This is a genomic window from Mesorhizobium sp. WSM4832 (genome assembly GCF_055811115.1).
The window spans coordinates 76,122-98,404 of record NZ_JBVVQH010000017.1 but is presented as its reverse complement, the minus strand read 5'-3'; the positions used below and the strand labels follow the sequence as shown (position 1 = coordinate 98,404).

19 protein-coding genes are annotated in these 22,283 nt (G+C 63.1%); 9 read left to right on the top strand and 10 right to left on the bottom strand.

Annotated elements, in window-relative coordinates; all coding sequences use genetic code 11:
- The first annotated feature begins 114 nt into the window (after positions 1-114).
- Positions 115-1,362 carry a Mur ligase family protein gene (locus AC0L2L_RS23075; RefSeq protein ID WP_473581426.1) on the top strand — a complete coding sequence of 416 codons (1,248 nt, stop codon included), beginning with the start codon at positions 115-117 and terminating at the stop codon, positions 1,360-1,362.
- On the opposite strand, the gene AC0L2L_RS23070 is transcribed toward AC0L2L_RS23075, so the two are convergent.
- The 6 genes from AC0L2L_RS23070 to AC0L2L_RS23045 form a co-directional block, all read right to left on the bottom strand.
- Complete coding sequence (locus AC0L2L_RS23070) at positions 1,346-2,239, bottom strand: SH3 domain-containing protein (protein WP_473581424.1); 894 nt, start codon at positions 2,237-2,239, stop codon at positions 1,346-1,348. The genes AC0L2L_RS23075 and AC0L2L_RS23070 overlap by 17 nt on opposite strands.
- Before the next feature lie 256 nt (positions 2,240-2,495).
- A complete protein-coding gene (locus tag AC0L2L_RS23065; RefSeq protein WP_473581422.1) occupies positions 2,496-3,782 on the bottom strand; it encodes an NAD(P)/FAD-dependent oxidoreductase in 1,287 nt (428 codons plus the stop codon).
- Between the two features lie 90 nt (positions 3,783-3,872).
- On the bottom strand, positions 3,873-4,238 hold the full coding sequence (locus AC0L2L_RS23060) for a four helix bundle protein (RefSeq protein ID WP_473581420.1): 366 nt from the start codon (positions 4,236-4,238) through the stop codon (positions 3,873-3,875).
- 41 nt (positions 4,239-4,279) lie between these two features.
- A complete protein-coding gene (locus AC0L2L_RS23055) occupies positions 4,280-5,716 on the bottom strand; it encodes a glutamine synthetase family protein (protein ID WP_473581418.1) in 1,437 nt (478 codons plus the stop codon).
- Positions 5,717-5,819: 103 nt separating this feature from the next.
- On the bottom strand, positions 5,820-6,767 hold the full coding sequence (locus AC0L2L_RS23050) for an ATP-grasp fold amidoligase family protein (protein ID WP_473581417.1): 948 nt from the start codon (positions 6,765-6,767) through the stop codon (positions 5,820-5,822).
- 11 nt (positions 6,768-6,778) lie between these two features.
- A complete protein-coding gene (locus AC0L2L_RS23045) occupies positions 6,779-7,588 on the bottom strand; it encodes a hypothetical protein (protein ID WP_473581415.1) in 810 nt (269 codons plus the stop codon).
- 88 nt (positions 7,589-7,676) lie between these two features.
- Here AC0L2L_RS23045 and AC0L2L_RS23040 point away from each other — a divergent pair, with 88 nt between their 5' ends.
- A complete protein-coding gene (locus tag AC0L2L_RS23040; RefSeq protein ID WP_473581413.1) occupies positions 7,677-8,384 on the top strand; it encodes an HAD family hydrolase in 708 nt (235 codons plus the stop codon).
- 128 nt (positions 8,385-8,512) lie between these two features.
- On the opposite strand, the gene AC0L2L_RS23035 is transcribed toward AC0L2L_RS23040, so the two are convergent.
- The 3 genes from AC0L2L_RS23035 to aceA form a co-directional block, all read right to left on the bottom strand.
- Positions 8,513-8,896, bottom strand: coding sequence for a DNA-binding transcriptional response regulator (locus AC0L2L_RS23035; protein ID WP_084508228.1), 384 nt, complete (start codon positions 8,894-8,896; stop codon positions 8,513-8,515).
- Between the two features lie 290 nt (positions 8,897-9,186).
- Complete coding sequence (locus tag AC0L2L_RS23030) at positions 9,187-9,429, bottom strand: SMc00767 family acetate metabolism repressor (protein WP_473581411.1); 243 nt, start codon at positions 9,427-9,429, stop codon at positions 9,187-9,189.
- Positions 9,430-9,483: 54 nt separating this feature from the next.
- A complete protein-coding gene (gene aceA / locus AC0L2L_RS23025) occupies positions 9,484-10,773 on the bottom strand; it encodes an isocitrate lyase (RefSeq protein WP_473581409.1) in 1,290 nt (429 codons plus the stop codon).
- Between the two features lie 252 nt (positions 10,774-11,025).
- On the opposite strand from aceA, the gene AC0L2L_RS23020 reads away from it, so the two are divergent.
- The 6 genes from AC0L2L_RS23020 to AC0L2L_RS22995 all read left to right on the top strand — a co-directional run bounded on the left by AC0L2L_RS23020 (position 11,026) and on the right by AC0L2L_RS22995 (position 18,052).
- Positions 11,026-12,468 (top strand): helix-turn-helix domain-containing protein, encoded by a 1,443-nt coding sequence (locus AC0L2L_RS23020; protein ID WP_473581407.1) that lies wholly within the window; start codon positions 11,026-11,028, stop codon positions 12,466-12,468.
- Between the two features lie 190 nt (positions 12,469-12,658).
- Positions 12,659-13,609 carry a DMT family transporter gene (locus tag AC0L2L_RS23015; RefSeq protein ID WP_473581531.1) on the top strand — a complete coding sequence of 317 codons (951 nt, stop codon included), beginning with the start codon at positions 12,659-12,661 and terminating at the stop codon, positions 13,607-13,609.
- Positions 13,610-13,946: 337 nt separating this feature from the next.
- Positions 13,947-15,044: a polyamine ABC transporter substrate-binding protein gene (locus AC0L2L_RS23010; RefSeq protein WP_027168356.1), complete on the top strand. Its 1,098-nt coding sequence runs from the start codon at positions 13,947-13,949 to the stop codon at positions 15,042-15,044.
- Positions 15,045-15,122: 78 nt separating this feature from the next.
- Positions 15,123-16,262: an ABC transporter ATP-binding protein gene (locus tag AC0L2L_RS23005; RefSeq protein ID WP_473581405.1), complete on the top strand. Its 1,140-nt coding sequence runs from the start codon at positions 15,123-15,125 to the stop codon at positions 16,260-16,262.
- Positions 16,263-16,271: 9 nt separating this feature from the next.
- Positions 16,272-17,237, top strand: coding sequence for an ABC transporter permease subunit (locus AC0L2L_RS23000; RefSeq protein WP_473581404.1), 966 nt, complete (start codon positions 16,272-16,274; stop codon positions 17,235-17,237).
- The gene (locus AC0L2L_RS22995; RefSeq protein WP_027168353.1) at positions 17,234-18,052 is read left to right on the top strand and encodes an ABC transporter permease; all 819 of its coding nucleotides are present in this window, start codon (positions 17,234-17,236) and stop codon (positions 18,050-18,052) included. The genes AC0L2L_RS23000 and AC0L2L_RS22995 overlap by 4 nt, the downstream gene beginning before the upstream one ends.
- 39 nt (positions 18,053-18,091) lie before the next feature.
- On the opposite strand, the gene AC0L2L_RS22990 is transcribed toward AC0L2L_RS22995, so the two are convergent.
- On the bottom strand, positions 18,092-19,969 hold the full coding sequence (locus tag AC0L2L_RS22990) for an AsmA family protein (protein WP_473581402.1): 1,878 nt from the start codon (positions 19,967-19,969) through the stop codon (positions 18,092-18,094).
- Positions 19,970-20,234: 265 nt separating this feature from the next.
- On the opposite strand from AC0L2L_RS22990, the gene AC0L2L_RS22985 reads away from it, so the two are divergent.
- Positions 20,235-22,193, top strand: a complete 1,959-nt coding sequence (locus AC0L2L_RS22985; RefSeq protein WP_473581401.1) for an acetoacetate--CoA ligase — start codon at positions 20,235-20,237, stop codon at positions 22,191-22,193.
- The last annotated feature ends 90 nt before the right edge of the window (positions 22,194-22,283 follow it).

Here is a 22,283-nt window from a genome sequence, read left to right as displayed (position 1 = left end):
ATTTGGCGCGGGGCATATTAGACCGGGGTTAGATAATGGCGGGCTATGAAGCTGGGGTTGCGGAAAATTCGCAGGGACCTGGGGTGGCGACTGCGACGCTATCAGGCGCGTTGGGTGCGCGCGCGAAGCAAGGCAATATTTATCGGCATTACGGGCAGTTCCGGCAAGTCGACTTCGGCCAGCCTGCTCGGACACATTATGGGCGCCCACGGCAAGGTGCATTTGCAAGTGCAGGCCAACACCATCGTGGCGCTGATCCGCACGCTCTACAAGCGTCTGAGGCGAGCCGGCCAGGTCGACTATGTCGTTTTCGAAGCCGGAGCCTCGGACTTCGGCACGATCGACGCCATGGCGCAGATGCTGAAGCCGGACGTGGCGGTCGTGACGATGATCCGGCTGGAGCATGTCGGCAAGTTCAGGACGCTGGAAGCCGTCGCGCAGGAAAAACGGGCGCTGGTCGATGCGCTGAAGCCCGACGGAATTGCGGTGCTTAATTGCGACGACCCGCTGGTGCTCGCCATGGCATCCGGCGCGAAGTGCCGGATAGCGACCTTCGGCCAGGCTGAGAACGCGGATTATCGCGCCACCGATATTTGTGCCGCATATCCCGAACCACTGCGATTTTCGCTTCGTTGGGCCGGCGGCGTGCTGGATCTCCAGACACCGTTTCCCGGCGAGCAATTCTGGCTGCCGGCGGCGGCGGCGGTCGCCACGGCACTGGAACTAGGCGCTCCGCCCGAGAAAGTTGCGGCAAGACTGGCGTCGTTCGATCCCTTGCCCAACCGTTGCAAGGTGCAGCAGGTCGAAGGGGGCCCGCAATTCCTCGTCGATACGGCCAAGGCGCCCTGGCATTCGATCCACATCGCCTTGGATATGATGGCGAAGGCCAAGGCTGGCCGCAAGCGTATCGTGCTCGGCCAGATTTCCGACTACGTCGGGTCGACGAGGAAATACGCCACTGCCTATGGCATCGCACGCGACATTGCCCACGAGGTCATCTACACCGGCGACAACGCCCATCGCTCGCGCGCAAGCCAGGCTGACCGTGACAGCGGCCGTTTCATCGAGCTTCGTACCCCGAAGGAAGTTTCGGATCATATCAAGCGGACGGCCGTTCCCGGAGAACTTATCCTGCTCAAGAGCTCGTCCAATCTTCATCTGGAGAGGATCGCGCTGGCCTGGACGCACGATGTCAGATGCTGGATACCGGCATGCGGCAAGAAAGAGGGTTGCCAGGCTTGCGGCCTCTACGAGGTGCCGTTCGAGGAACACAAGTCCTTCCTGGCAAACCGCAGGCTTGAGCGCAGAAGACGCCGCTTCGGGTGGCTGCTTGGTGGGTTAGGCCTTACGCGCCGGTCTTGACGTAGCTTTTGTAGACCCAGCCATGCTTGCCGTTATAGACGATCTCGCACCACTGCTTGCAGCTCATCACCTGCACCGATGATTTGGCGGGTACTGTGAGGATCGCGGCTGCTCCCTTCTTCGGCCCGGAGCGCATGGTGACAGCCCTCAAAACGCGTCCGTTGGCGGCCGCGCCGGCTTTTTGAGGTTTCGGCTTGGCCTGGGCCGCGCTGTCCTCTGCTGGCCCGGCATCGGGAACCTGCGGCTTGGCTTCGGGAATGGCGGCGGTTTGGGCACCATCCATCTTGTCGCCCGGCTTCTTCCCCGCCGTCGGCGTCTCGCCCGCGGGGGCGGGTGCGGCAACTTGCGACAGCGCGTCCGAAGCGTCGTTCCCGGCAGCGGGCTCGGCGAAGGCCGTATCGGTTGACTGCGCCGCGCTCGGCTCGACGGCCTGCTTGGACGGAACGGGTTGATCCTCGGCCTGGGCCGGCGGGGGCGTGGCGTCGGAAGCCGTCCAGCGGGGGTTGTTCGATGCCAGCGCCGGAATGCTGGCTGCGCGAGCCGCTATTGCCGGCGAAACCGCGTCCGCCTTGCGCGCGGCTTGCGGTGCCGCAGCCACGGTGATCGCCGCTGCCGCCGGAGCGACCTTAGTGGTCTTCACCGGAATTGTCGGGACAGCCTGCTCGACACTGGCCGCGGCCACTTGCCGGTCGCTGCCAGGGATGCTCAGCCACAGCGCCACCGCAGCCACGCCGAGCAGCGCAGCGGTGCCGATCGCTGCAATGACCAGATGCGCGTTCGACTGCACCTTCTGCCAGAAAGAGGGCCGCACGTTATAGCCGAACTGCATTGTAAAGCGCTGCCGTTCCGGCGTGCCGAAACTGAAGGGCTCGTTCACTCAAACCACCTCCAACAAGCGGGCCGACGTTCTTTCGATCTTTGCCGCGAGGGCTGGCATCGATCGGCATCGGTCCCGAAACTATTGCGGGCAGGCCCGCGAAATCCCCGGATTTTCGCCCATGATGGCATCTTTTACTGTTGATTATGGCATGAGTGAGCCATTTCGCGAAATTCTGCGCTTTCGTTAAGGATTCTGCAACGTGACGTAGGGGAACCGGACTCGTCGAATCAACAGCTTCTGCAGATGTCCGGCTTCAGATCCTGTCGCGCAACGCGAACCAGTTGAGCGCCAGGAAGAGCAGCGGCGCTCGAAAACGACGGCCGCCCGGGAAGGCGGGGATCTTCAGGTCTTCGATCAGTTTCAAGCGGTCGCGATTGCCGGCAACGGTCTCGGCATAGAGCTTGCCGAAGAAGTTCGACAGCATGACGCCATGGCCGGAATAGCCGCCGATCGAAATCACCTTCGGCATCACTTCGCGCACGAACGGCTTTCTCGGCACCGTGATGCCGACATAGCCGCCCCAGCCATGCGTGATCTCGACATCCTTCAGGTCCGGATAGAGCTCGGCGATCTGCCTGCGGATGTGGATATGGATGTCCTTCGGATCGTTGACGGCATAGACCTCGCGGCCGCCGAACAACAGCCGGCCGTCCTTCGATTTGCGGAAATAGCGCACCACGAAGCGGGAATCGTCGACCGACTCGCCGCCCGGCAGCACCCTGGAGGCGGTGCTGAGCGGCACGGTCGCGCCGATGAAGGAGCCGATCGGCATGATATGCGCCGCGCTCACCGGCTCGAGATCGCCGCCATAGGCGTTGACCCCGATCAGGCATTTGCCGGCTGTGATCGTGCCCCGGCGCGTCGTGACCTTCACCTTGCCGCCATTGGAAACGATGCCGGTGGAGGGCGTCTGCTCGAAGAGATGCGCGCCAGCCGCCGCTGCCGCCTTCGCCGTGCCGATCACCAGCTTCAACGGATGGATATGCCCGGTGCCGGTGTCGCGCGTGCCGCCGAAATAACCCGTCGAGCCCAGCCGTTCCGCCGTTTCCGCCGCGTCCATGAAGCTGATATGCGGGTAGCCGAAGCGGCTCGCCATGATCTCGGCGTGGCGCTTGTAGTCGTCGACATAGCGCCTCTTGTGCGCCACCGACAACTGACCCGGCATATAGTCGATCTCGATCTGGTTGGCCGCAGCGAAGTCCAGCAGATGCGCCTTCGCTTCTTCCGCGAGATCGAACAGCGCCTTGGCGCGGGAAAGGCCATATTCTGCCTCCAACACCTCCGCCCAGGCGCGCTGACCGGTGCCGAGCTGGCCGCCATTGCGTCCCGACGCGCCATCGCCGAAGCGGTGCGCATCGATCAGCACGACGTCGGCGCCAGCTTTGGCAAGATGCGCGGCTGCCGAGAGACCAGTGAAGCCGCCGCCGATGATGACGACGTCGCAAGCTCGGTCGCCGTCGAGCGCTGGATACTCAGGCCGGGGTCCGGCCGTATCCTCGTACCAGGAACGGCCGGGGGAGATAGGGGATTGGTAGGGCATGACGCTCGGGAGTAGGGGAGTAGGGCAGTAGGGCAGTAGGGCAGTAGGGCAGTAGGGCAGTAGGGCAGTAGGGCAGTAGGGCAGTAGGAGCTATTCAGGCGCCAATTTTCGGATCAAAAGCCGCAAGAGTGTCCCCACGCTCTCACTCCGCGTCATCAATTGTTGGGCTACTTCATTGGAGGTGATTCCGACGCGCTGCGCGATCAGTAAGTGGGTTTCCAACTCTTTAAGTGATCCCTGTGCAATTCTAAGAAACTGTTGGTAGGAAGCTCGGCTTTCTCGTCCATAGCCCTCAGCAATGTTGGCGGGCACGGAAGCGGCTGCCCTGCGTAGTTGAGTTGTCAATCCATAGAGCTCTTCCTTCGGCCACGCTCTTGTCGTTTCATAAATCGAAACTGCCAGGTCTACAGCCTGCTGCCAGACGATCAAATCTCTGTACGATTCGATCTTCGCCATCGTCCCCCCTTACTGCCCTACTGCCCTACTGCCTTACTCCCCTACACATTGAGCAGCAGATATTCCCGCTCCCACGGGCTGATCACTTCCATGAAGGTCTCGAATTCGGCCCGCTTGATCGCCGCATATGTGGCGGCGAAGGATTTGCCGAGGAGAGTGCAGAGTTCCGTGTCGGCCTCGAACAGGTCGACCGCCTCCAGCAAGCTGCGAGGCAGGTCGATCTCGTCGGCATTGGCCGTGGTCAGCACCGGCGGCTCGGCCTTGATCTTCCTGGTCATGCCGATCAGCCCGCAGGCAAGCGACGCCGCCAACGCCAGATAGGGGTTGGCGTCCGAGGATGGGATGCGGTTTTCGACGCGCCGCGCCGCCGGGTCCGAGCGCGGCACGCGGAAGGCGGTGGTGCGGTTGTCGTAACCCCATTTGTTGTTGACCGGAGCCGAGGCCTGCTGCGTCAGCCGGCGATAGGAATTGACGTAAGGCGCAAACATCACCAGCGCGTTCGGCACGTGCTTCTGCATGCCGCCGATGAAGTGAAAGAAGGCGTCGGTCTCGGAGCCATCCTCGGCCGAGAAGATGTTCTTGCCGGTCTTCTTGTCGACGACCGACTGGTGGATATGCATGGCCGAACCGGGCTGTCCCTGGATCGGCTTTGCCATGAAGGTGGCGTAGATCTCGTGCTTCAGCGCCGCCTCGCGGATGGTGCGCTTGAACATGAAGACCTGGTCGGCGAGCTCGATCGGGTTGCCGTGGCGCAAATTGATCTCGAGCTGGCCGGCGCCTTCCTCATGGATCAGCGTGTCGATCTCCAGGCCCTGCCGTTCCGAGAAATGGTAGATGTCGTCGATCAGTTCGTCGAATTCGTTGACCCCGGCGATCGAATAGCCGGCGCCGCCGCCGATCGGCCGTCCCGAGCGCCCCACGGGCGGCGTCAGCGGATAGTCCGGGTCGGGGTTCTTGCGCACCAGGTAGAATTCGATCTCGGGCGCCACCACCGGCTTCAGCCCACGTTCGTCATAGGCCGCGAGCACGCGCTTCAGCACGTTGCGCGGCGTGAACTCGACCGAGCGGCCGTCCTGGTGCACGAGATCGCAGATCACTGCCGCGGTCGGGTCTTCTTCCCAGGGCACCGCCGTCAGCGTCGAGAGATCGGGCAGGAGCTTCAGGTCGCCGTCGTCTTCCGGGTAACGGAAGCCGTTGCCGTCCTCGGGATAGCCGCCGGAGATTGTCGTCATGAACACGGCCGAAGGCAGCGCCAGCGAGGTATTGGAGGTGAATTTCTTCGACGGCATCATCTTGCCGCGGGCAACGCCCGCTTGGTCGGGAGTGATGCACTCGATGTCTTCGATGCCTCGCCATTCGAGCCAGGCGGTGGCTTCCTTCCAGTTCTTCACGCCGCGATCGTTCTTCAGGAACGCAGGCGTGCGGGCGCGTCCCCCCCGGCTTGACGGACGGACTTCCTTTTTCTCAGGCGGCATCATTCACCAGATTGTGTTGCGGATTTTGGAGTATAGCCGGGCGCCATGGGGGAAGGGAAGGGGAGGCGCCGGGCGCGTGCTCAGGGTCACTTGTCGGGGAACGGGCCTACGGCCTTTGCCGGTCGGTCGCGTCGAGCCACCGCAACAGCGCCGCCGCATAGAATTTGCGCCAACCCCTTTGCGGCGCCGACAGGAACCAGGACTGGCGGATATCCCAAGTGTCACCGGCCAAATCGCGCAGACGGGTGTTGATGATGCCTTTGCCGGACAACGGATAGACCGAAAACTCCGAGAAATAGATTTTGCCGTCGATCTCGTAGAAGTCGCACCGCATGTGGTCGAACGGGGCCGTCAGTCGTTCCGCGATCTCGCGCATCTTCAGAAACGACGACGGCAGATCGATCTTCACCCATTGGCTGCCGCTGCCCGGTGGCACCGGCGCATAGCTCCCGTCGCGGTCGAAATGACTTTTCAGCTCGTTGCCCAGTCCGTCACGGCGCGCGGCGTAGACGTAGGCCGTCTTTCCGTTCGAGACATGGAATTTATACTCCAGCGGGACAGGCACATTATCCTGGACAAGCATCTCCTCGACGAAGATGAGCCGTCTTGCGTCCTTGTAGGCCCGCTCGCCGAATTTCCTGCCGTAGCGACGGCGCATCCAACGCGCCGTTCGCCTCCCCAGCTTCGCCATGTCCACCTCGCCGTTGCGGATCATCATGTTCCAGCGGCAACCATGATTGGCTTTCACCACGACATTCCCGGTCAGCAATGCCGGCGGTATCTGTGTTGCGTCACGGCCGCTCCACAATACTTTCGCAGTCTTCAATTCAGGGCATAAGGAGAGCGCATGGTCTTTGGACGCCAGCTTGTCGCAGGCCATGGCATAGAGCGGATTGTGATCGAAGATCTTGCGCCACAAGAACTTGTCGACATAGGAGGTCGGCCTGGCGGGATCGGGAAAGACGCCGCTGTGATCGTAGGTTCTTTTCCAGATCACCGGATGGCGAAGGAGGCACCAGGCCATCGTTGCGGCCAGGATTGCACGATCGGCCACGCTCGCCGCCATCAGCTTTCGTTTGCGCGCGTGGCGGCGCCAGGCCGGAAGCGGACAAACACATCCCTGGTCATGTTGCGCGACACGCGTGTGCGGCCGACGACTTCCAGGCGCGGGTCAAGCGTCTCTTCCGCCCGCTCCGACCACAGCCGGGCCAGCGAATACGGTTCCCACAATACGAGTTGCAGGTCGGGCGGGGCCATGTCCGCGATGCGCGACACGACAGCCGCTTTGGGCGAAACCATGCTGGCGATGTAGACGACCTGGGCGCCGCGATAGTCGTAGTCGCGCCCGTTGCGAAATTCGGCGCGGCAGCGCGTGTAGCCGAGTTTGGCGGCCAGAATATTCGCTGTCTCGACCGCGTCCGGCACGATGTCCAGGCCGACTATCTCGGGAACCGGGGTTTGATCGTGAATGCGGAACATGGTGAACGGACGGCCGCCGCAGCCGACCATCACGGCGCGTGTGCACCGGCTGAAATCGACATGTTCGAAGACTTCGTCGAGGCGTTTGTAGGCGTCCTTTGAGGACATCACGCCGATGCTCGTTCTTTCCGTCGCTATTTGCCCGAACGACGTCGGCCCGTTCACGTCCTTGTCCAACATCTGCCTGATTTCGGCGACGTCTTGCGCATGGACCATTTCAATGAAGGCTTGCGTGAGCATGGGCCGATGGGAAAACAGCTCCGGATGGCTGTCGAGCAGCGCCTCGCCCGCGTCGTGACCCATGGCGACGCCGATATCGCGAATACCGTTTATCAGCTCGGTCGGCGTGCGCTCACGAGCGCTCGCCACAAAGCTTTGCAGCTCGTCTTTCCACATCCAGCATGCACCCCCGCGCTTTGCCGATCTCTAGCTAGCAGTGCCGGGCGAACGCGTCTACACCACGAGTGAGGAGGATGATGTGGCAATGACCGCTCTTACCACCATCGGTTTCGATGCCGACGACACGCTGTGGCAGAACGAGCAGTTCTTCCGCATGACCGAACAGCGCTTCATCGCCATGCTTGCCGAGCACGGCGAGGCAAGCCGGGTTTCGGCAAACTTGCTTAAAGCCGCAAAGCGCAATCTTGGCCTCTATGGCTTCGGCATAAAGAGCTTCACGCTGTCGATGATCGAGACGGCGATCGAGGTGACCGAGGGCCGCGTTCCGGCCTCGACCATTGCCGAAATCCTGGCTGCCGGCCGCGACATGCTCAGCCATCCGATCGAGCCGCTGCCGCATGCGCGTGAGACGGTCGAGAAGCTCGCCGGCGCCTATCGCCTGGTGCTGATCACCAAGGGTGACCTCATGGACCAGGAGCGCAAGCTGGCGCAATCGGGACTTGGCGAGCTTTTCGACGCCGTCGAGATCGTCAGCGACAAGAGCGCCGCCACCTATGCCCGCATCTTCAGCCGCCACGGCGACGGACCGCAAAAGAGCGTGATGGTCGGCAACTCGCTGAAGTCGGATGTCGTCCCGGCCATCGATGCCGGCGGCTGGGGCATCTATGTCCCGCATGAATTGACCTGGGCGGCCGAGCATGCCGAGGCGCCGGTCGCGGCGCCGCGTTTCCGCCAGATCGCCGACCTGAGCGAACTGCCGGCGTTGATCGAACGCATCGCCGCGATCGACTGAAAACGCGATAAGGACGCTTATGCCCTAAAGCGCGTCGCGCTGAAACGAATTCAGCCGAAGCGCTTTCGGTCTTTGTTTTGATGCATGTCGTTCCCCCAAAACCGCTACGCACTTTTGGGCGACATGCATTAGCCTCGCCCGACCAGGCGATCGACCACCGGTTGCAATCTCTCGGGGGTGATCGGCTTGGCAACCACCGCATCGACCACGCTCGACAGGCCAAGGCTCTCCGGCGTGCCATTCATGGTTGAGAGCAGGATCACCGCGGGCAGCGGCTTGCCGGAGGCGCGGCGCAGCGCGTCGATGGCGGACATCAGCCGGTCGCAGTCTTTGTTGTCGGGACCGCCGTCCAGGATGACGGCGCCGGGCAGATGCCCCGTCAGGGTCTTCTCGGCGGTCTCGGGCGGTTCCGAGATCGGTTTCAGTCCCGACTTCTCGACGATTTTCGACACCACGACCCGGTTGATCGACGACTTTCCAACGACGAGAACCTTGGAAAAGTCCGCCGCCATCGCACCAGTGCGGGTCGCCGGTTTCGGATGTTTTTCGGAGGGATCGTCACGGTCGGCGGGACACATCGGCGGGCAGGCACTCTGGTTCAATGCAGGGTTGAAACCTGAGGCACAATTGGGTGAGATCGCGGCCGGAGTCAAGCTGAAACAGTCGAAGTCGAAAATATAGCAAGCAATTCTTGAATCGGCGCAAGTCGTGTCTGCCAGCGATGAAGGCAAATCGAAAAAATGCGATAGTCTCCCGAACGTATAGCGCGCGAGAGACTATCGCCGAAACTGTTGACGTTACGTCAGGTGGGGTTCTGCTGGGTAACGATCACCGGGATCAAAAGGTCACCCCAGTTGCCGTCGCCGCCATGGTGCCTCGCCGAGCGCACCAGCTCCACCGAGACACCGGCCTCGACTGCCTTCATGACCGACTGGTTGAGCCTGTGCAGATCGTTGGCGAGCATGCGGATCGTCGCCTGCTGGTCGACGCTCATCGCGCTCGATTGTTCTTCTGCCCTTTCCTTGACGCGGCTTATCGATGCCATTGGTCTTCTCCTCGATGTAGATGCCCTGCGGGCGTTTCCTCTGGTTGTTATCTGTCACTCGGCCGCCGGCCTGAACTGGGCGTGCTCGGTCGATTCATGCATGGCGGTGGTCGAAGACCGGCCGCCGGTGATCGCCATCGACACGGCGTCGAAATAGCCGGTGCCGACCTCGCGCTGGTGCTTGGTCGCGGTATAGCCGCGGGCCTCGGCCGCGAACTCGGCCTCCTGCAGCTCCGAATAGGCGGTCATCTGGCGGTCCCTGTAGCCGCGCGCCAGCTCGAACATGCCGAAGTTCAACTGGTGGAAGCCGGCGAGCGTGATGAATTGGAACTTGTAGCCCATCGCGCCCAGCTCCTTCTGGAACATCGCGATCGTCGCGTCGTCGAGGTTCTTCTTCCAGTTGAAGGACGGCGAGCAATTATAGGCGAGCAGCTTGCCCGGATGGTGCTTGTGCACGCCCTCGGCGAACTTCCTTGCCTGCGCCAGATCCGGCTTCGAGGTCTCGCACCAGATCAGGTCGGCGTGCGGCGCATAGGCCACGGCACGCGCGATGCAAGGCTCGATGCCGTTCCTCACATTGTAGAAGCCCTCGACCGTGCGGCCGGCGTCATAGTCGACGAAAGGCCGGTCGCGCTCATCGATATCGGAGGTCAAAAGCTTCGCCGCTTCCGCGTCGGTGCGGGCCACGACCAGTGTCGGCGTGCCCATGACGTCGGCCGCGAGGCGGGCAGCGTTGAGGTTGCGGATATGCGCCGCGGTCGGGATCAGCACCTTGCCGCCGAGATGGCCGCACTTCTTTTCGGACGCCAGCTGGTCCTCATAGTGGACGCCGGCGGCGCCAGCCTCGATGAAGGCCTTCATGATCTCGAAGGCGTTGAGCGGACCGCCGAAACCGGCTTCGGCATCGGCGACGATCGGCGCGAACCAGGTCTCGACCGAAAGCCTGTTGCCTTCGGACGTCTCGATCTGGTCGGCGCGCTGCAAGGTACGATTGATGCGCTTGACCAGTTCCGGCGCCGCATTGGCCGGGTAAAGCGACTGGTCCGGATACATGGCCGACGCGGTGTTGGCGTCGGCGGCCACCTGCCAGCCCGAGAGATAAATCGCCTTCAGCCCAGCCCGAACCTGCTGCATGGCCTGGTTGCCGGACATCGCGCCGAGCGCGTTGACGAAGTCCTCCTCGTGGATGAGCTTCCACAGCCGGTTCGCTCCCATCTCGGCCAATGTCTGGCGAATTTGCACGGAGCCGCGCAGCCGCTTCACATCCTCTGGCGAGTAGGGCCGCTCGATGCCATCGAAACGGCCTTCCGGCGCCGACGGGACGAGGTTGTAAAAATCAGTCATTGGTCACTCCGGGTCGCTTGGAAACTGCTTCATCGCTACATCGCAAAGGCACGCTTTGCGCCGGCGATGTATGACATCATTTACATTGCGGCGCGAAAGACACCCAGGAAAACCGTCGATTGGTGCCAAAAATAAAGGAAAAGCTGTGTTGTCATTGACAGGTCTTCTCTGTAAACTTGTCACGATTGTAAAAATGTCGTAGCGGGCGCTAGGCGCAATGTTCATGTAAATTCTTGTCAAGGATGGCAAGGGATGGCCGACCAGAAGATCTTCGCCGGGCCGCGGCTGCGCCGGCTGCGCAACGCCAGGGGCCTGACCCAGACGGCGATGGCCGAAGGGCTGGGCATCTCGCCATCCTATCTCAACCTCATCGAGCGCAACCAGCGGCCGCTGACGGTGCAGCTCATTCTCAAGCTGGCCTCCGTCTACAAGGTCGATCCGCATGAATTGCAGGGAGAGACGAAAGGCTCGATCGCGGCCTTGCGCGAAGCGTTCAGCGATCCGCTTCTTGCCGGCGAGCTGCCTGGCGATCAGGAACTGATCGACCTCGCCGAGACAGCGCCGAACGCTTCGGCGGCGATGGTGAAACTCTTTCGCGCCTACCGCGAGCAGGCTGAGCGCCTGTCCGACCTCAATCAGCTTCTGGCACAGGAGGGCAGGGCAACCGCGCTGTCCGGCACCCGCCTGCCTGCCGATGAAATCCACGAAGTGTTCGAGCGCCGGCCAAACCACTTTGCTTCGCTGGAGGAGGAGGCGGAGGCTTTCACATCGGTCCTCGATCCCGGCGACGATCTGTTCGGCGCGCTGAAGGCCTGGCTGAGGCGCGAGCACGGCATCGTCGTCAAGGTGCTGCCGGTCGCCACCATGCCCAACTGGCGCCGCCGCTATGACCGCCATTCGCAGCGTCTGTTCCTGTCCGAGCGGCTGTCGCCTTTCGACCAGCTGCGCGAGGTCGCCATGGAGGCGAGCCTCATGCGCATGTCGGTGGCCGTCGCCGGCGAGATACAGGCGCTGAAGCTCGGCACCGACGAGGCGCGCCGGCTCGCCCGCTTCGAGCTCGGCCGCTATGCCGCGCACGCGCTGATGATGCCCTATCAGGCCTTCCATGCCGCCGCCCTGCGCGCCCGCTACGACATCGACGTCCTGCGTTCCCGCTTCGGCGTCTCCTTCGAACAGGCGGCCAACCGCCTGACCATGCTGCAGCGGCAGGGCGCATCGGGCGTGCCGTTCTTCATGCTGGAAGTCGACAATGCCGGCAACCGCTTCCGCAAGGCCGGCAGCCAGGGCTATCCGCAGAGCCGCTTCGGCGGCGGCTGCCCCAAGCTTCCCGTCCATGCGGCCTTCTCGCAGCCGGGCCAGATCCTGGTCGAGGCGGTGGAGATGCCCGATGGCGCCGAGTTCCTTTGCATTGCCCGCACGCTGGAAGGCCCGCAAGGTGCCTTCTCCGAGCGGCCGCGGCGCACCGCGCTCCTGCTCGGCTGCGATATCGGATTCCGCGACGAGATCGTCTATGGCGCGGCGCTGCCGGCCGGAGCCGCCGGCAAGCCCGGGCAAGGCATCGCCACGCCGGTAGGCCCCGCCTGCCGGCTTTGCGAGCGCGCCGGCTGCCTGGCGCGCGCCGAACCGCCGGTGACGCGCCCGCTCGGGCTCGACGAGATGGTGACGGGCCTCAGCGCCTTCGATTTTCAGGGCTGACCGCCTCCGCCCAAAAATGCGCAGCGGTTGGGACCAGACATGGGCAAAGTAAAAGCCGTAGCGAGGTTTGTCCCACATTTCAGCGAGTGCTGGATCACGCATGGATTTCTACTTTGCGCTACGCGGATGGGACACAGTCTTGTCGTCCCTGGTGCATCGTAACGCGAACAACTCGCTGACAGTCATCGCCATGACCGATACCGCCTCGCCCCGCGCAGCCTTGCCAACCGTCTCGCCGCGCGAGGAGCGGATCGGCATGCTCCTGGTCTTTCTTTCGGCGCTAATGTGGAGTTTCGGCGGCACCATCGCCCGTTTCATCCATGTCGGCGACAGCTGGACCATGGTGTTCTGGCGCTCGCTTTGGGCCGGGGCCTTCCTCGTCACCTTCATGCTCTGGCGCGACGGCTGGCGCGGCACCTTGAGACTGTTCCGCGATATGGGCCTGCCCGGCCTTGGCGTCGCCTTCTGCTTCGCCACCGCCTCGACCAGCTTTATCGTTGCGCTCGCCTATACCACGGTCGCCAACATCCTGTTGATGCAAGCCGGCGTGCCGCTCCTGGCCGCCCTGCTCGCCTGGCTGCTCTTTCGCGAACGCGTGAGCCAAGGCACTTGGATCGCCATCGCCGCTGTCATCACCGGCGTTGCCATCATGGTCTCCGAGTCCGTGGGCGGGGCCGTGTCGCCGATCGGCGATGGCCTTGCGCTGCTGATCGCGGTGATGTTTTCGTTCGCGACCGTGATCACCCGGCGCTTCGCCCATGTGCGCATGGTGCCGGCCACGTGCCTTGGCGCGCTGCTTGCCGGTGCTTTCGCCGCCTCGCAGGCCACGGAATTTGCCGTGTCCGCGCGCGACATGGGCTTTCTCTTCGCCTTCGGCGTCGTCAATCTCGGCATTGGCCTTGCCTTCTTCGCCATGGGCGCACGGCTGGTGCCTGCGGCGATCGCGGCACTGCTCGGCACCTTCGAACCGATCCTCGGGCCGATCTGGGTCTGGCTCGTCCATTCCGAGGTACCGTCGGTGCGCACCATCATCGGCGGCGCGGTCGTGGTCACGGCGCTGCTCGTCCATATCGGCCTGGAGTTCAAGCGTCAGGCGCGGCCGGCGCGGCCAGGCGTTACCGGCCTGCCGTCACCCAATTGACGATCCGCAGCCTTCCCCATTGACAACCCTGTTGCCGGCCGGGCAGGTTGCAATTACGGCAACAACAAGACAGGCGTATCTTGCCAAGTGTCACCGCCGGCCTCATCGGGGCCGGACCACATCGTCATCGTTCTGCTTACGCCGCGGCAAGCGCCGCTGACGCCACCCGGACAGCTCCCTGGAAGGGATGCAGGGATCGCAACCCACACTCAAGGGTCGCGCGCACCGCCGGGCGTGCACGCTTGTCGCTCTCCGGAAAGCTCAATAGTCTGAAACGAACGCCGCCCCGCCATATCGCGACGAGCCGGCGAGGGAACACTCACCAAAGGAGAACATCATGATCCGCAAAGCTCTCTGGCTTTCGGCGACGTCGGCATTCTTGACGCTTTTCACCATAAACGGCCATGCCGAGGATCGCGTCGTCAACGTCTACAACTGGTCGGACTATATCGACAGCTCGATCATCGACGACTTCACCAAGAAGACCGGCATCAAGGTCGTCTACGACACCTTCGATTCCAACGAGATCCTGGAGACCAAGCTGCTTGCCGGCGGCAGCGGCTATGATGTCGTCGTGCCGACCGCCAACTTCCTGGCGCGCCAGATCCAGGCAGGCGTGTTCCAGAAGCTCGACAAGTCGAAGCTGCCGAACCTCTCCAATATGTGGGACGTCATTTCCGAGCGCACCGCCAAATACGATCCAGGCAATGAATATTCGGTCAACTACATGTGGGGCACGGTCGGCCTCGGCTACAACGTCAAGAAGGTGCAGGCCGCGCTCGGCACCGACAAGGTCGACAGCTGGGACGTGTTCTTCAATCCGGACAAGCTGGCCAAGCTGAAGGATTGCGGCGTCTATGTGCTGGATTCTCCCGCCGACATCATTCCGGCGACGCTGAAATATCTCGGCCTCGATCCCAACAGCACCTCGCCGGATGACATTTCCAAGGCCCAGGAAGCGTTGCTGAAGGTCCGGCCGTATATCCGCAAGTTCCATTCGTCCGAATACATCAACGCGTTGGCCAACGGCGATATCTGCCTGGCGATCGGCTGGTCGGGCGACGTCTTCCAGGCGCGCAACCGCGCCGAGGAAGCCAAGCAGGGCGTCGAGATCGGCTATTCGGTGCCGAAGGAAGGCGCCCAGATGTGGTTCGATCAGATGGCGATCCCCGCCGACGCGCCGCATACCGCCGACGCGCTCGAGTTCATCAACTACATGATGACGCCCGAAGTCATCGCCAAGTCGTCGAACTACGTGCTCTACGCCAACGGCAACAAGGCTTCGCAGCAGTTCATCGACAAGGCCATCCTGGAAGATCCTTCGGTCTATCCCGACGAGGAGACGACGAAGAAGCTGTATACCGTTGCGCCATACGATCCCAAGACACAGCGCCTCATCACGCGCACCTGGACCAAGATCGTCACCGGCCAGTAAGCATTGAGACCCGACCCCGGCAGCCAACTGCCGGGGTCGCTTTCTTTTGGGAGCTAAAAAAATAACGGAGTGGGGATCATGAAATCGCTTGGCAGCATCCGCAGGGATTTCGCGCCATGGAACGACCCGAACGCCAAGCCATATATCCAGTTCGACAAGGTCACCAAGAAGTTCGGTGAGTTCACCGCCGTCAACAACCTGTCGCTGACCATCTTCGAGCGCGAATTCTTCGCTCTGCTCGGCGCTTCGGGCTGCGGGAAGTCGACCCTGCTCAGGATGCTCGCCGGCTTCGAGGAGCCGTCCGCGGGCCGCATCCTGCTCGACGGGCAGGACCTGCGCGGCATTCCGCCCTACAAGCGGCCGGTCAACATGATGTTCCAGTCCTACGCGCTGTTCCCGCATATGACGGTAGAGAAAAACATCGCCTTCGGCCTCAAGCAGGAAGGCATGCCGGGAGCCGATATCGCAAGGCGCGTCGCCGAGATGCTGAAGCTGGTCAAGCTCGAGCAGTTCGCCAAGCGCAAGCCGCATCAGCTCTCGGGAGGCCAGCGCCAGCGCGTGGCGCTCGCTCGCTCGGTCGCCAAGCGGCCCAAGGTTCTGCTGCTCGACGAGCCGCTCGGCGCGCTCGACAAGAAGCTGCGCGAGGAGACGCAGTTCGAGTTGATGGACCTGCAGCAGCAACTCGGCCTCACCTTCGTCGTCGTCACCCACGACCAGGAAGAAGCCATGACCATGGCCGACCGCATCGCCATCATGGACAAGGGCGAGGTGATGCAGGTGGCGACGCCTGCCGAAGTCTACGAGGCCCCGACCTCGCGTTTCGTGGCGCATTTCGTCGGCAATGTGAACCTGTTCGAAGGCAAGGTCGCGGAGCGTTCGGCAAGCACGACGCGCATCACCGGCACGACCGGCGCTCAGATCGTCGTCGACAATGGCGGCGATGCCGCCAATGGCGCCGAGATCGTCTTTGCGATCCGGCCGGAAAAGATCAGGGTCTCTTCGAAAAAGCCGGCCGATGCCGTCAATGCGCTTGAGGGCGAGGTCTATGACGTCGCCTATCTCGGCGACATGACCGTCTATCATATCAAGCTCGACGACGGGCAGATGGTGCGGGCAAGCGCCTTGAACGCCTCGCGCGTCACCGAGGACCCGCTGACCTGGAACGACCGCGCCTGGGTTTCTTTCCGGCCCGACGCCGGCGTCGTGCTGACAAGGTAGGAGGCGGACATGGCCAACATCGCAGCGACCGCCGCTCCATCGACCGCTACCGCCGCCACGCTGCCGACGCGGCTGGCGAAGGGCTTCGTCGACCGCCTCGTCATCGTCGTCCCCTATCTCTGGCTGCTGTTCTTCTTCCTCGTCCCCTTCATCATCGTCTTCAAGATTTCGCTGTCGCAGACGGCGATCGCGATGCCGCCCTATACGCCGGTGCTCGATTTCACCGATGGCATCTCGGGATTTTTCACTGGGTTTCGCGAGCTCAACTTCGACAATTACACCTGGCTCACCCAGGACGCGCTCTATTTCAACGCCTATGTGACCAGCCTGATCATCGCTGGGATCTCGACGATACTCACGCTGATCGTCGGCTATCCGATCGCCTATGGCATGGCGCGCGCACCGGCGACGATCCGCCCGACCTTGCTGATGCTGGTGATCCTGCCGTTCTGGACCTCGTTCCTGATCCGCGTCTATGCCTGGATCGGCATCCTGAAGCCCGAGGGGCTGCTCAATCAGGTTCTGCTCGCCACCGGCCTGATCAGCCAGCCGCTGGTCATCCTCAACACCTACACGGCGATCTTCATCGGCATCGTCTATTCCTACCTGCCCTTCATGGTGCTGCCGCTCTATTCCTCGCTTGAGAAGATGGACTACTCGCTGGTCGAGGCCGCGCAGGATCTCGGCTGTCCGCCGGCTGGCGCCTTCTGGAAGATCACCTTCCCGTTGTCGCTGCCTGGCGTCGTCGCCGGCTGCCTGCTGGTGTTCATTCCGGCCGTGGGCGAGTTCGTCATCCCCGATCTCCTTGGCGGCTCGCAGACGCTGATGATCGGCAAGACGCTCTGGAACGAATTCTTCTCCAACCGCGACTGGCCGGTCTCGTCGGCGGTGGCAGTGATCCTGCTTTTGGTGCTGACCATTCCGATCATGTTCTTCCAGCAGGCTCAGGCGCGCGCACAGGAGCAGGGCAAATGAACGCGACCTGGAGCCGTTTCAACATCACCTCGATCGTGCTGGGCTTTGCGTTTCTCTACCTGCCGATTGTGCTTCTGATCGTCTTTTCCTTCAACGAATCGAAGCTCGTCACCGTCTGGGGCGGCTTCTCGACCAAATGGTACGTGTCGCTGTTCCACAACCAGGGCCTGATGGACGCCACCTGGGTGACGGCACGCGTCGGCGTCATCTCGGCCACGGTGGCAACCGTGCTCGGTACGCTCGGCGCCATCACGCTCACGCGCTACACGCGCTTCAGGGGGCGTTTGCTTTTCTCGGGCATGGTCTTCGCGCCGCTGGTCATGCCGGAAGTCATCACAGGCCTCTCGCTGCTGCTGCTCTTCGTCGCCATCGGGCTCGACCGCGGCTTCTTCACGGTGACGCTCGCCCACATCACCTTCACCATGTGCTTCGTCGCCGTCGTCGTGCAGTCGCGCCTTGTTACGTTCGACCGCTCGCTAGAGGAGGCGGCGATGGATCTCGGCGCGCCGCCGGTGAAGACCTTCTTCCAGATCACCTTACCGGTCATCCTGCCGGCGATCATCTCCGGTTGGATGCTGGCCTTCACGCTCTCGCTGGACGATCTGGTCATCGCCAGCTTCACCTCGGGTCCCGGCGCCACCACGCTGCCGATGAAGATCTACAGCCAGGTGCGCCTCGGCGTGACGCCGGAAATCAACGCCGCCTGCACCATCCTGATCGCGGTCGTAGCGGTCGGCGTCATCATCGCCTCGATCGCCAACAAACGCCGCGAGATCCAGCGCCAGCTCGACGAGCGGGCCGCGCAGCGCGGTTGAGCCAGAGGGCGGGGGCGCTTTGCTTTTACGCCTCCGCCTTTACTGGCCTGAAACGCCGGGAGCGATCGGCGATACGAACGGCGCGCTCCAGTTGCCGCCGACGAAGAACAGCGACTGGCCAGGCGGCGCGGCAGCCGGACTCGCCGCCTGGCCGTTGGCCTGGGGCTGCTGCGCCGGCTGCCCGTTGGGTACGACCCCACCCGACAATGCCAGCCCGCGTCCGGCATAGGAGGCGATGCCGGACAGCCAGATCGTGTATTTCTGCGAATTGATCTCGGCCTTGTCCAGGCGCGCCACGCCCTTCGAGATGCTTGCCTTGATCTCGGCGCCGTCGATCGGCAGCGAACCATTGGCGACGTCGTCGAGTGCGAAGAAGCCGCCTTGCTGGTTGCGCTTGAGAAAGGCCGGCAGGTCGAGTCCGTTGAGTGTGCCCGGCCCGAAAGTCGCTGAGAACGATCCGTCGGCATTCTCGAAGATCGAGTTCCAGGCCTTGCCCGGCCCCTTGAGGATGACCGATACCGTCCCGGTGCCGACCGGCACCAGCCGCGTCATTCCCGCCGCCGTGGCAAAGGCTCCCGTATCCACATCCGACGCCAAGAGCCGCATCTCGACCTGCGTGCCTTCCGGCTTGCGGTCGAAGCGGAGGCTGCTCTGGATGGTGCCGCCGAAAGCGGATGCATCGGATATATCGAACACGGCAAGACCGTTCTTGACCTGGGCGGTCGCCGCGATGTCGGCGAGCTGGACCGGTCCCGCCATGGCGTGCGCTGCCGACAGCCTGAGGTCGAGGTTTATGCGGTCGGCGAAACTGGTGTCGATGTCACCGGGGCCGGCCTCGCTGGTTGGCGCGACGGGCGTGAAGGCCGACAGGAAAGATCTGAGGTCGAGCGTATCGAAGGCGAGCGTGCCGGCGATCACCGGGCGCCCTTCGGCGAAGGAGAAGTCCAGCGCTCCCATGCCCGGATTGTTGTTGAGCGTGACGGTGGTGTTCTCGAACTTCGCGCGCCCCGCCGAGGCGTTCACCTTGCTGGCGACCGAGACGGCACCGATCGCAGCACCTGGCGCAAGGCCGGTCTGCGACCATTCCAGCACGCGCCGCAGCGACGGCGCGGCGAACTTTGCCTGGCCGTCCAGATAGGCATTGTCCGACATCGAAGCCGTTCCGTCGAAGGAGAATGTCGCGGGCGCGGCCTTGAAGGAGAGGGTGACGGGTGCTGCTCCCCCGGCAAACAGCACCAGCGGGTTCGCCGAGGAGAAATCGAGCTGCATGCTTTCACCGCGCCAGATCCCGGTCGCGGTCAGCGATGCCTCGCTGTTCATCGCTTCCCAGTTCACCTGGCCGCTCAGGCTGCTCAGGATTTCGGTGTCCTTGCCGTCAGCCGTAGTCACGACGCGGCCATCGCGGAACTCGACGGTGCCGAACGGATCGGAGGGCAGTCGGCCGAGATCGGGCTTCTGCGGGTTGGCGGTGACCACGCCGCGCGCGGTATCGATCGAGCGCGTGATGCGGCCCCCCGTCGGAAGCGGCGGCAGATAGAAGCCGTTCGCCATGCGCTGCACCCTGATCGTCGGCCGCACCAGCCTTGCGGTCGAGAATTGGACGTCGCCCTGCAAGGCGGCCATGGCCGAGAGATCGACTTCGACACGATCGGCTTCGACCACCGGCGGCGCATCGGTCTCGGTCCATTGCGACAGCGTCACGTCGCTGAGGATGGCCCGGAACTTCGGCCAGACCTCGATGCGCGGCGAGCCGTCGATCGTCACCCTGAAGCCGCTCCAGGCACTCAATTCCCAGGCGATGCGGTCGCGCACGATGCGCGTCGAGGCAATCAGCGGGAGTGCCGCGACCGCGAGTGCGATGACGAGCACGGCAACGCCGATCGCCCACACCCCGCGCCGGATCAAAGATGATGGCATTTCGCCCCGTATGCTTTCATTGCCGACAAATCGCCCGACGGGTGTAACCGAGCGCCGACGCTTTTCAAGTCTTTATGGCCTTGCGATGGCATTTGCGCAGTGCCCATCATGAACCGGACGAACAAAATCTTGCTCTGCTGCGCTGCAATATGCATAAGCGGTTTGCACGATACCGGTCCGCGGTTGCGCGCCGTTTTTGGGACGATGGCATTTGCGATGCTGCGCTTTACTGGCTCAAGCGCGACGCGCTTTGGGAGGAGCGATCATGGCCGCCGATACGCCTTTGTGGACCCCGACGCAGGAGCGGATCGACGCGGCCCCTATAACTGCGTTCGCGAAAGCCGCGGAAGCAAAGGCCGGGCTGGCATTCGCCGGCTATGCCGAGCTTCACCGCTGGTCGATCGAGGATCGCGAAGCCTTCTGGAGCCTGGTCTGGGATTTTTGCAATCTTGCTGGCGACAAGGGTGAGCGCGCCTTGGTCGACGGCGACAAGATGCCCGGCGCATCGTTCTTCCCCGACGCGTCGCTGAATTTCGCCGAGAACCTTTTGAAGAAGACCGGCAGCGGCGAGGCCATCGTCTTTCGCGGCGAGGACAAGGTCGAGCGCCGGCTGTCCTGGAACGAGCTCCATGCGTTGACGTCGCGGCTGCAGCAGCTCTTCCTGTCGCTCGGTGTCAAGGCCGGCGACCGCATCGCCGCCATGATGCCCAACATGCCCGAAGCCATCGCCGCGATGCTGGCCGCCGCTTCTATCGGCGCGGTCTGGTCGTCATGCTCTCCCGATTTCGGCGAGCAGGGCGTGCTCGACCGTTTCGGCCAGATCGAGCCGGTCGTCTTCATCGCGCCGGACGGCTATTGGTATAACGGCAAGGCGATCGAGGTCGCCGACAAGGTCCGCGCGGTGGCAGTGAAGCTCGCCACCCTGCGCAAGGTGCTGGTCGTCGACTATCTCGGCACCTCGGCGGATGTCGCCGCCACCATCGACAAGGCAGCCGCGCTCGAAGAGGCGCTCTCGCCCTTCGCCGCCAAGACAGTCAGCTTCGAGCGGCTGCCGTTCGCGCATCCGCTCTACATCCTGTTCTCCTCGGGCACGACCGGGGTCCCGAAATGCATCGTGCATTCGGCCGGCGGCACGCTGGTCCAGCACGTCAAGGAGCACCGGCTGCATGCCGGCCTGCTCGACGGCGATCGCCTGTTCTATTTCACCACCTGCGGCTGGATGATGTGGAACTGGCTGGTCTCGGGCCTCGCCTCGGGCGCGGCGCTGCTGCTTTATGACGGCTCGCCTTTCTATCCCGACGGCAATGTTCTGTTCGATTTCGCCGACGCCGAGCAGATGACCTATTTCGGCACCTCGGCCAAGTTCATCGATTCTGTCCGCAAGGCCGGGCTGAAGCCGATCGCGAGCCACGATCTGTCGAGCGTGCGCACCATCTCCTCCACCGGCTCGCCTTTGTCGCCGGAGGATTTTCGCTTCGTCTATGAAGGCATCAAGAAGGACGTGCACCTGGCCTCCATCTCCGGCGGCACCGACATCGTCTCCTGCTTCGTGCTCGGCGTGCCGACAGAGCCGGTCTGGAGCGGCGAGATCCAAGGGCCAGGCCTTGGCCTGGCGGTCGATGTCTGGGACGACGACGGCAAGCCGATCCGGCAGGAGAAGGGCGAGCTTGTCTGCACGAAAGCCTTCCCGTCGATGCCGATCGGCTTCTGGAACGACCCCGAAGGCAAGAAGTATCACGCGGCCTATTTCGAGCGTTTCGACAATGTCTGGTGCCATGGCGACTTCGCCGAATGGACGGCGCATAGCGGCATGATCATCCATGGCCGCTCGGATGCAACGCTCAATCCGGGCGGCGTGAGGATCGGCACGGCCGAGATCTACAACCAGGTCGAGCAGATGCCGGAAATCCTCGAGGCGCTCTGCATCGGCCAGGATTTCGACAACGACGTGCGCGTCGTGCTGTTCGTGCGGCTGGCCGCCTGCGTGACGCTTGACGAGGATCTGGAAAAGCGCATCCGCGCCAAGATCCGCACCGGCGCCAGCCCGCGCCATGTGCCGGCCAGGATCGTCGCCGTTACCGACATCCCACGCACCAAGTCCGGCAAGATCACCGAGCTCGCGGTGCGCGACGTGGTCCACGGCCGCGCCGTCAAGAACAAGGAGGCGCTTGCCAATCCCGAGGCGCTGGAGCTGTTTCGCGACCTGGCGCAGCTCGCGACCTGACACCTCGGCATGGTTAACGAAATCTATCCGGCGAATTTACCTAGATTTCATGGGTGGTACACATTCGTAAATTTTTTCGCGGCCCGGTAA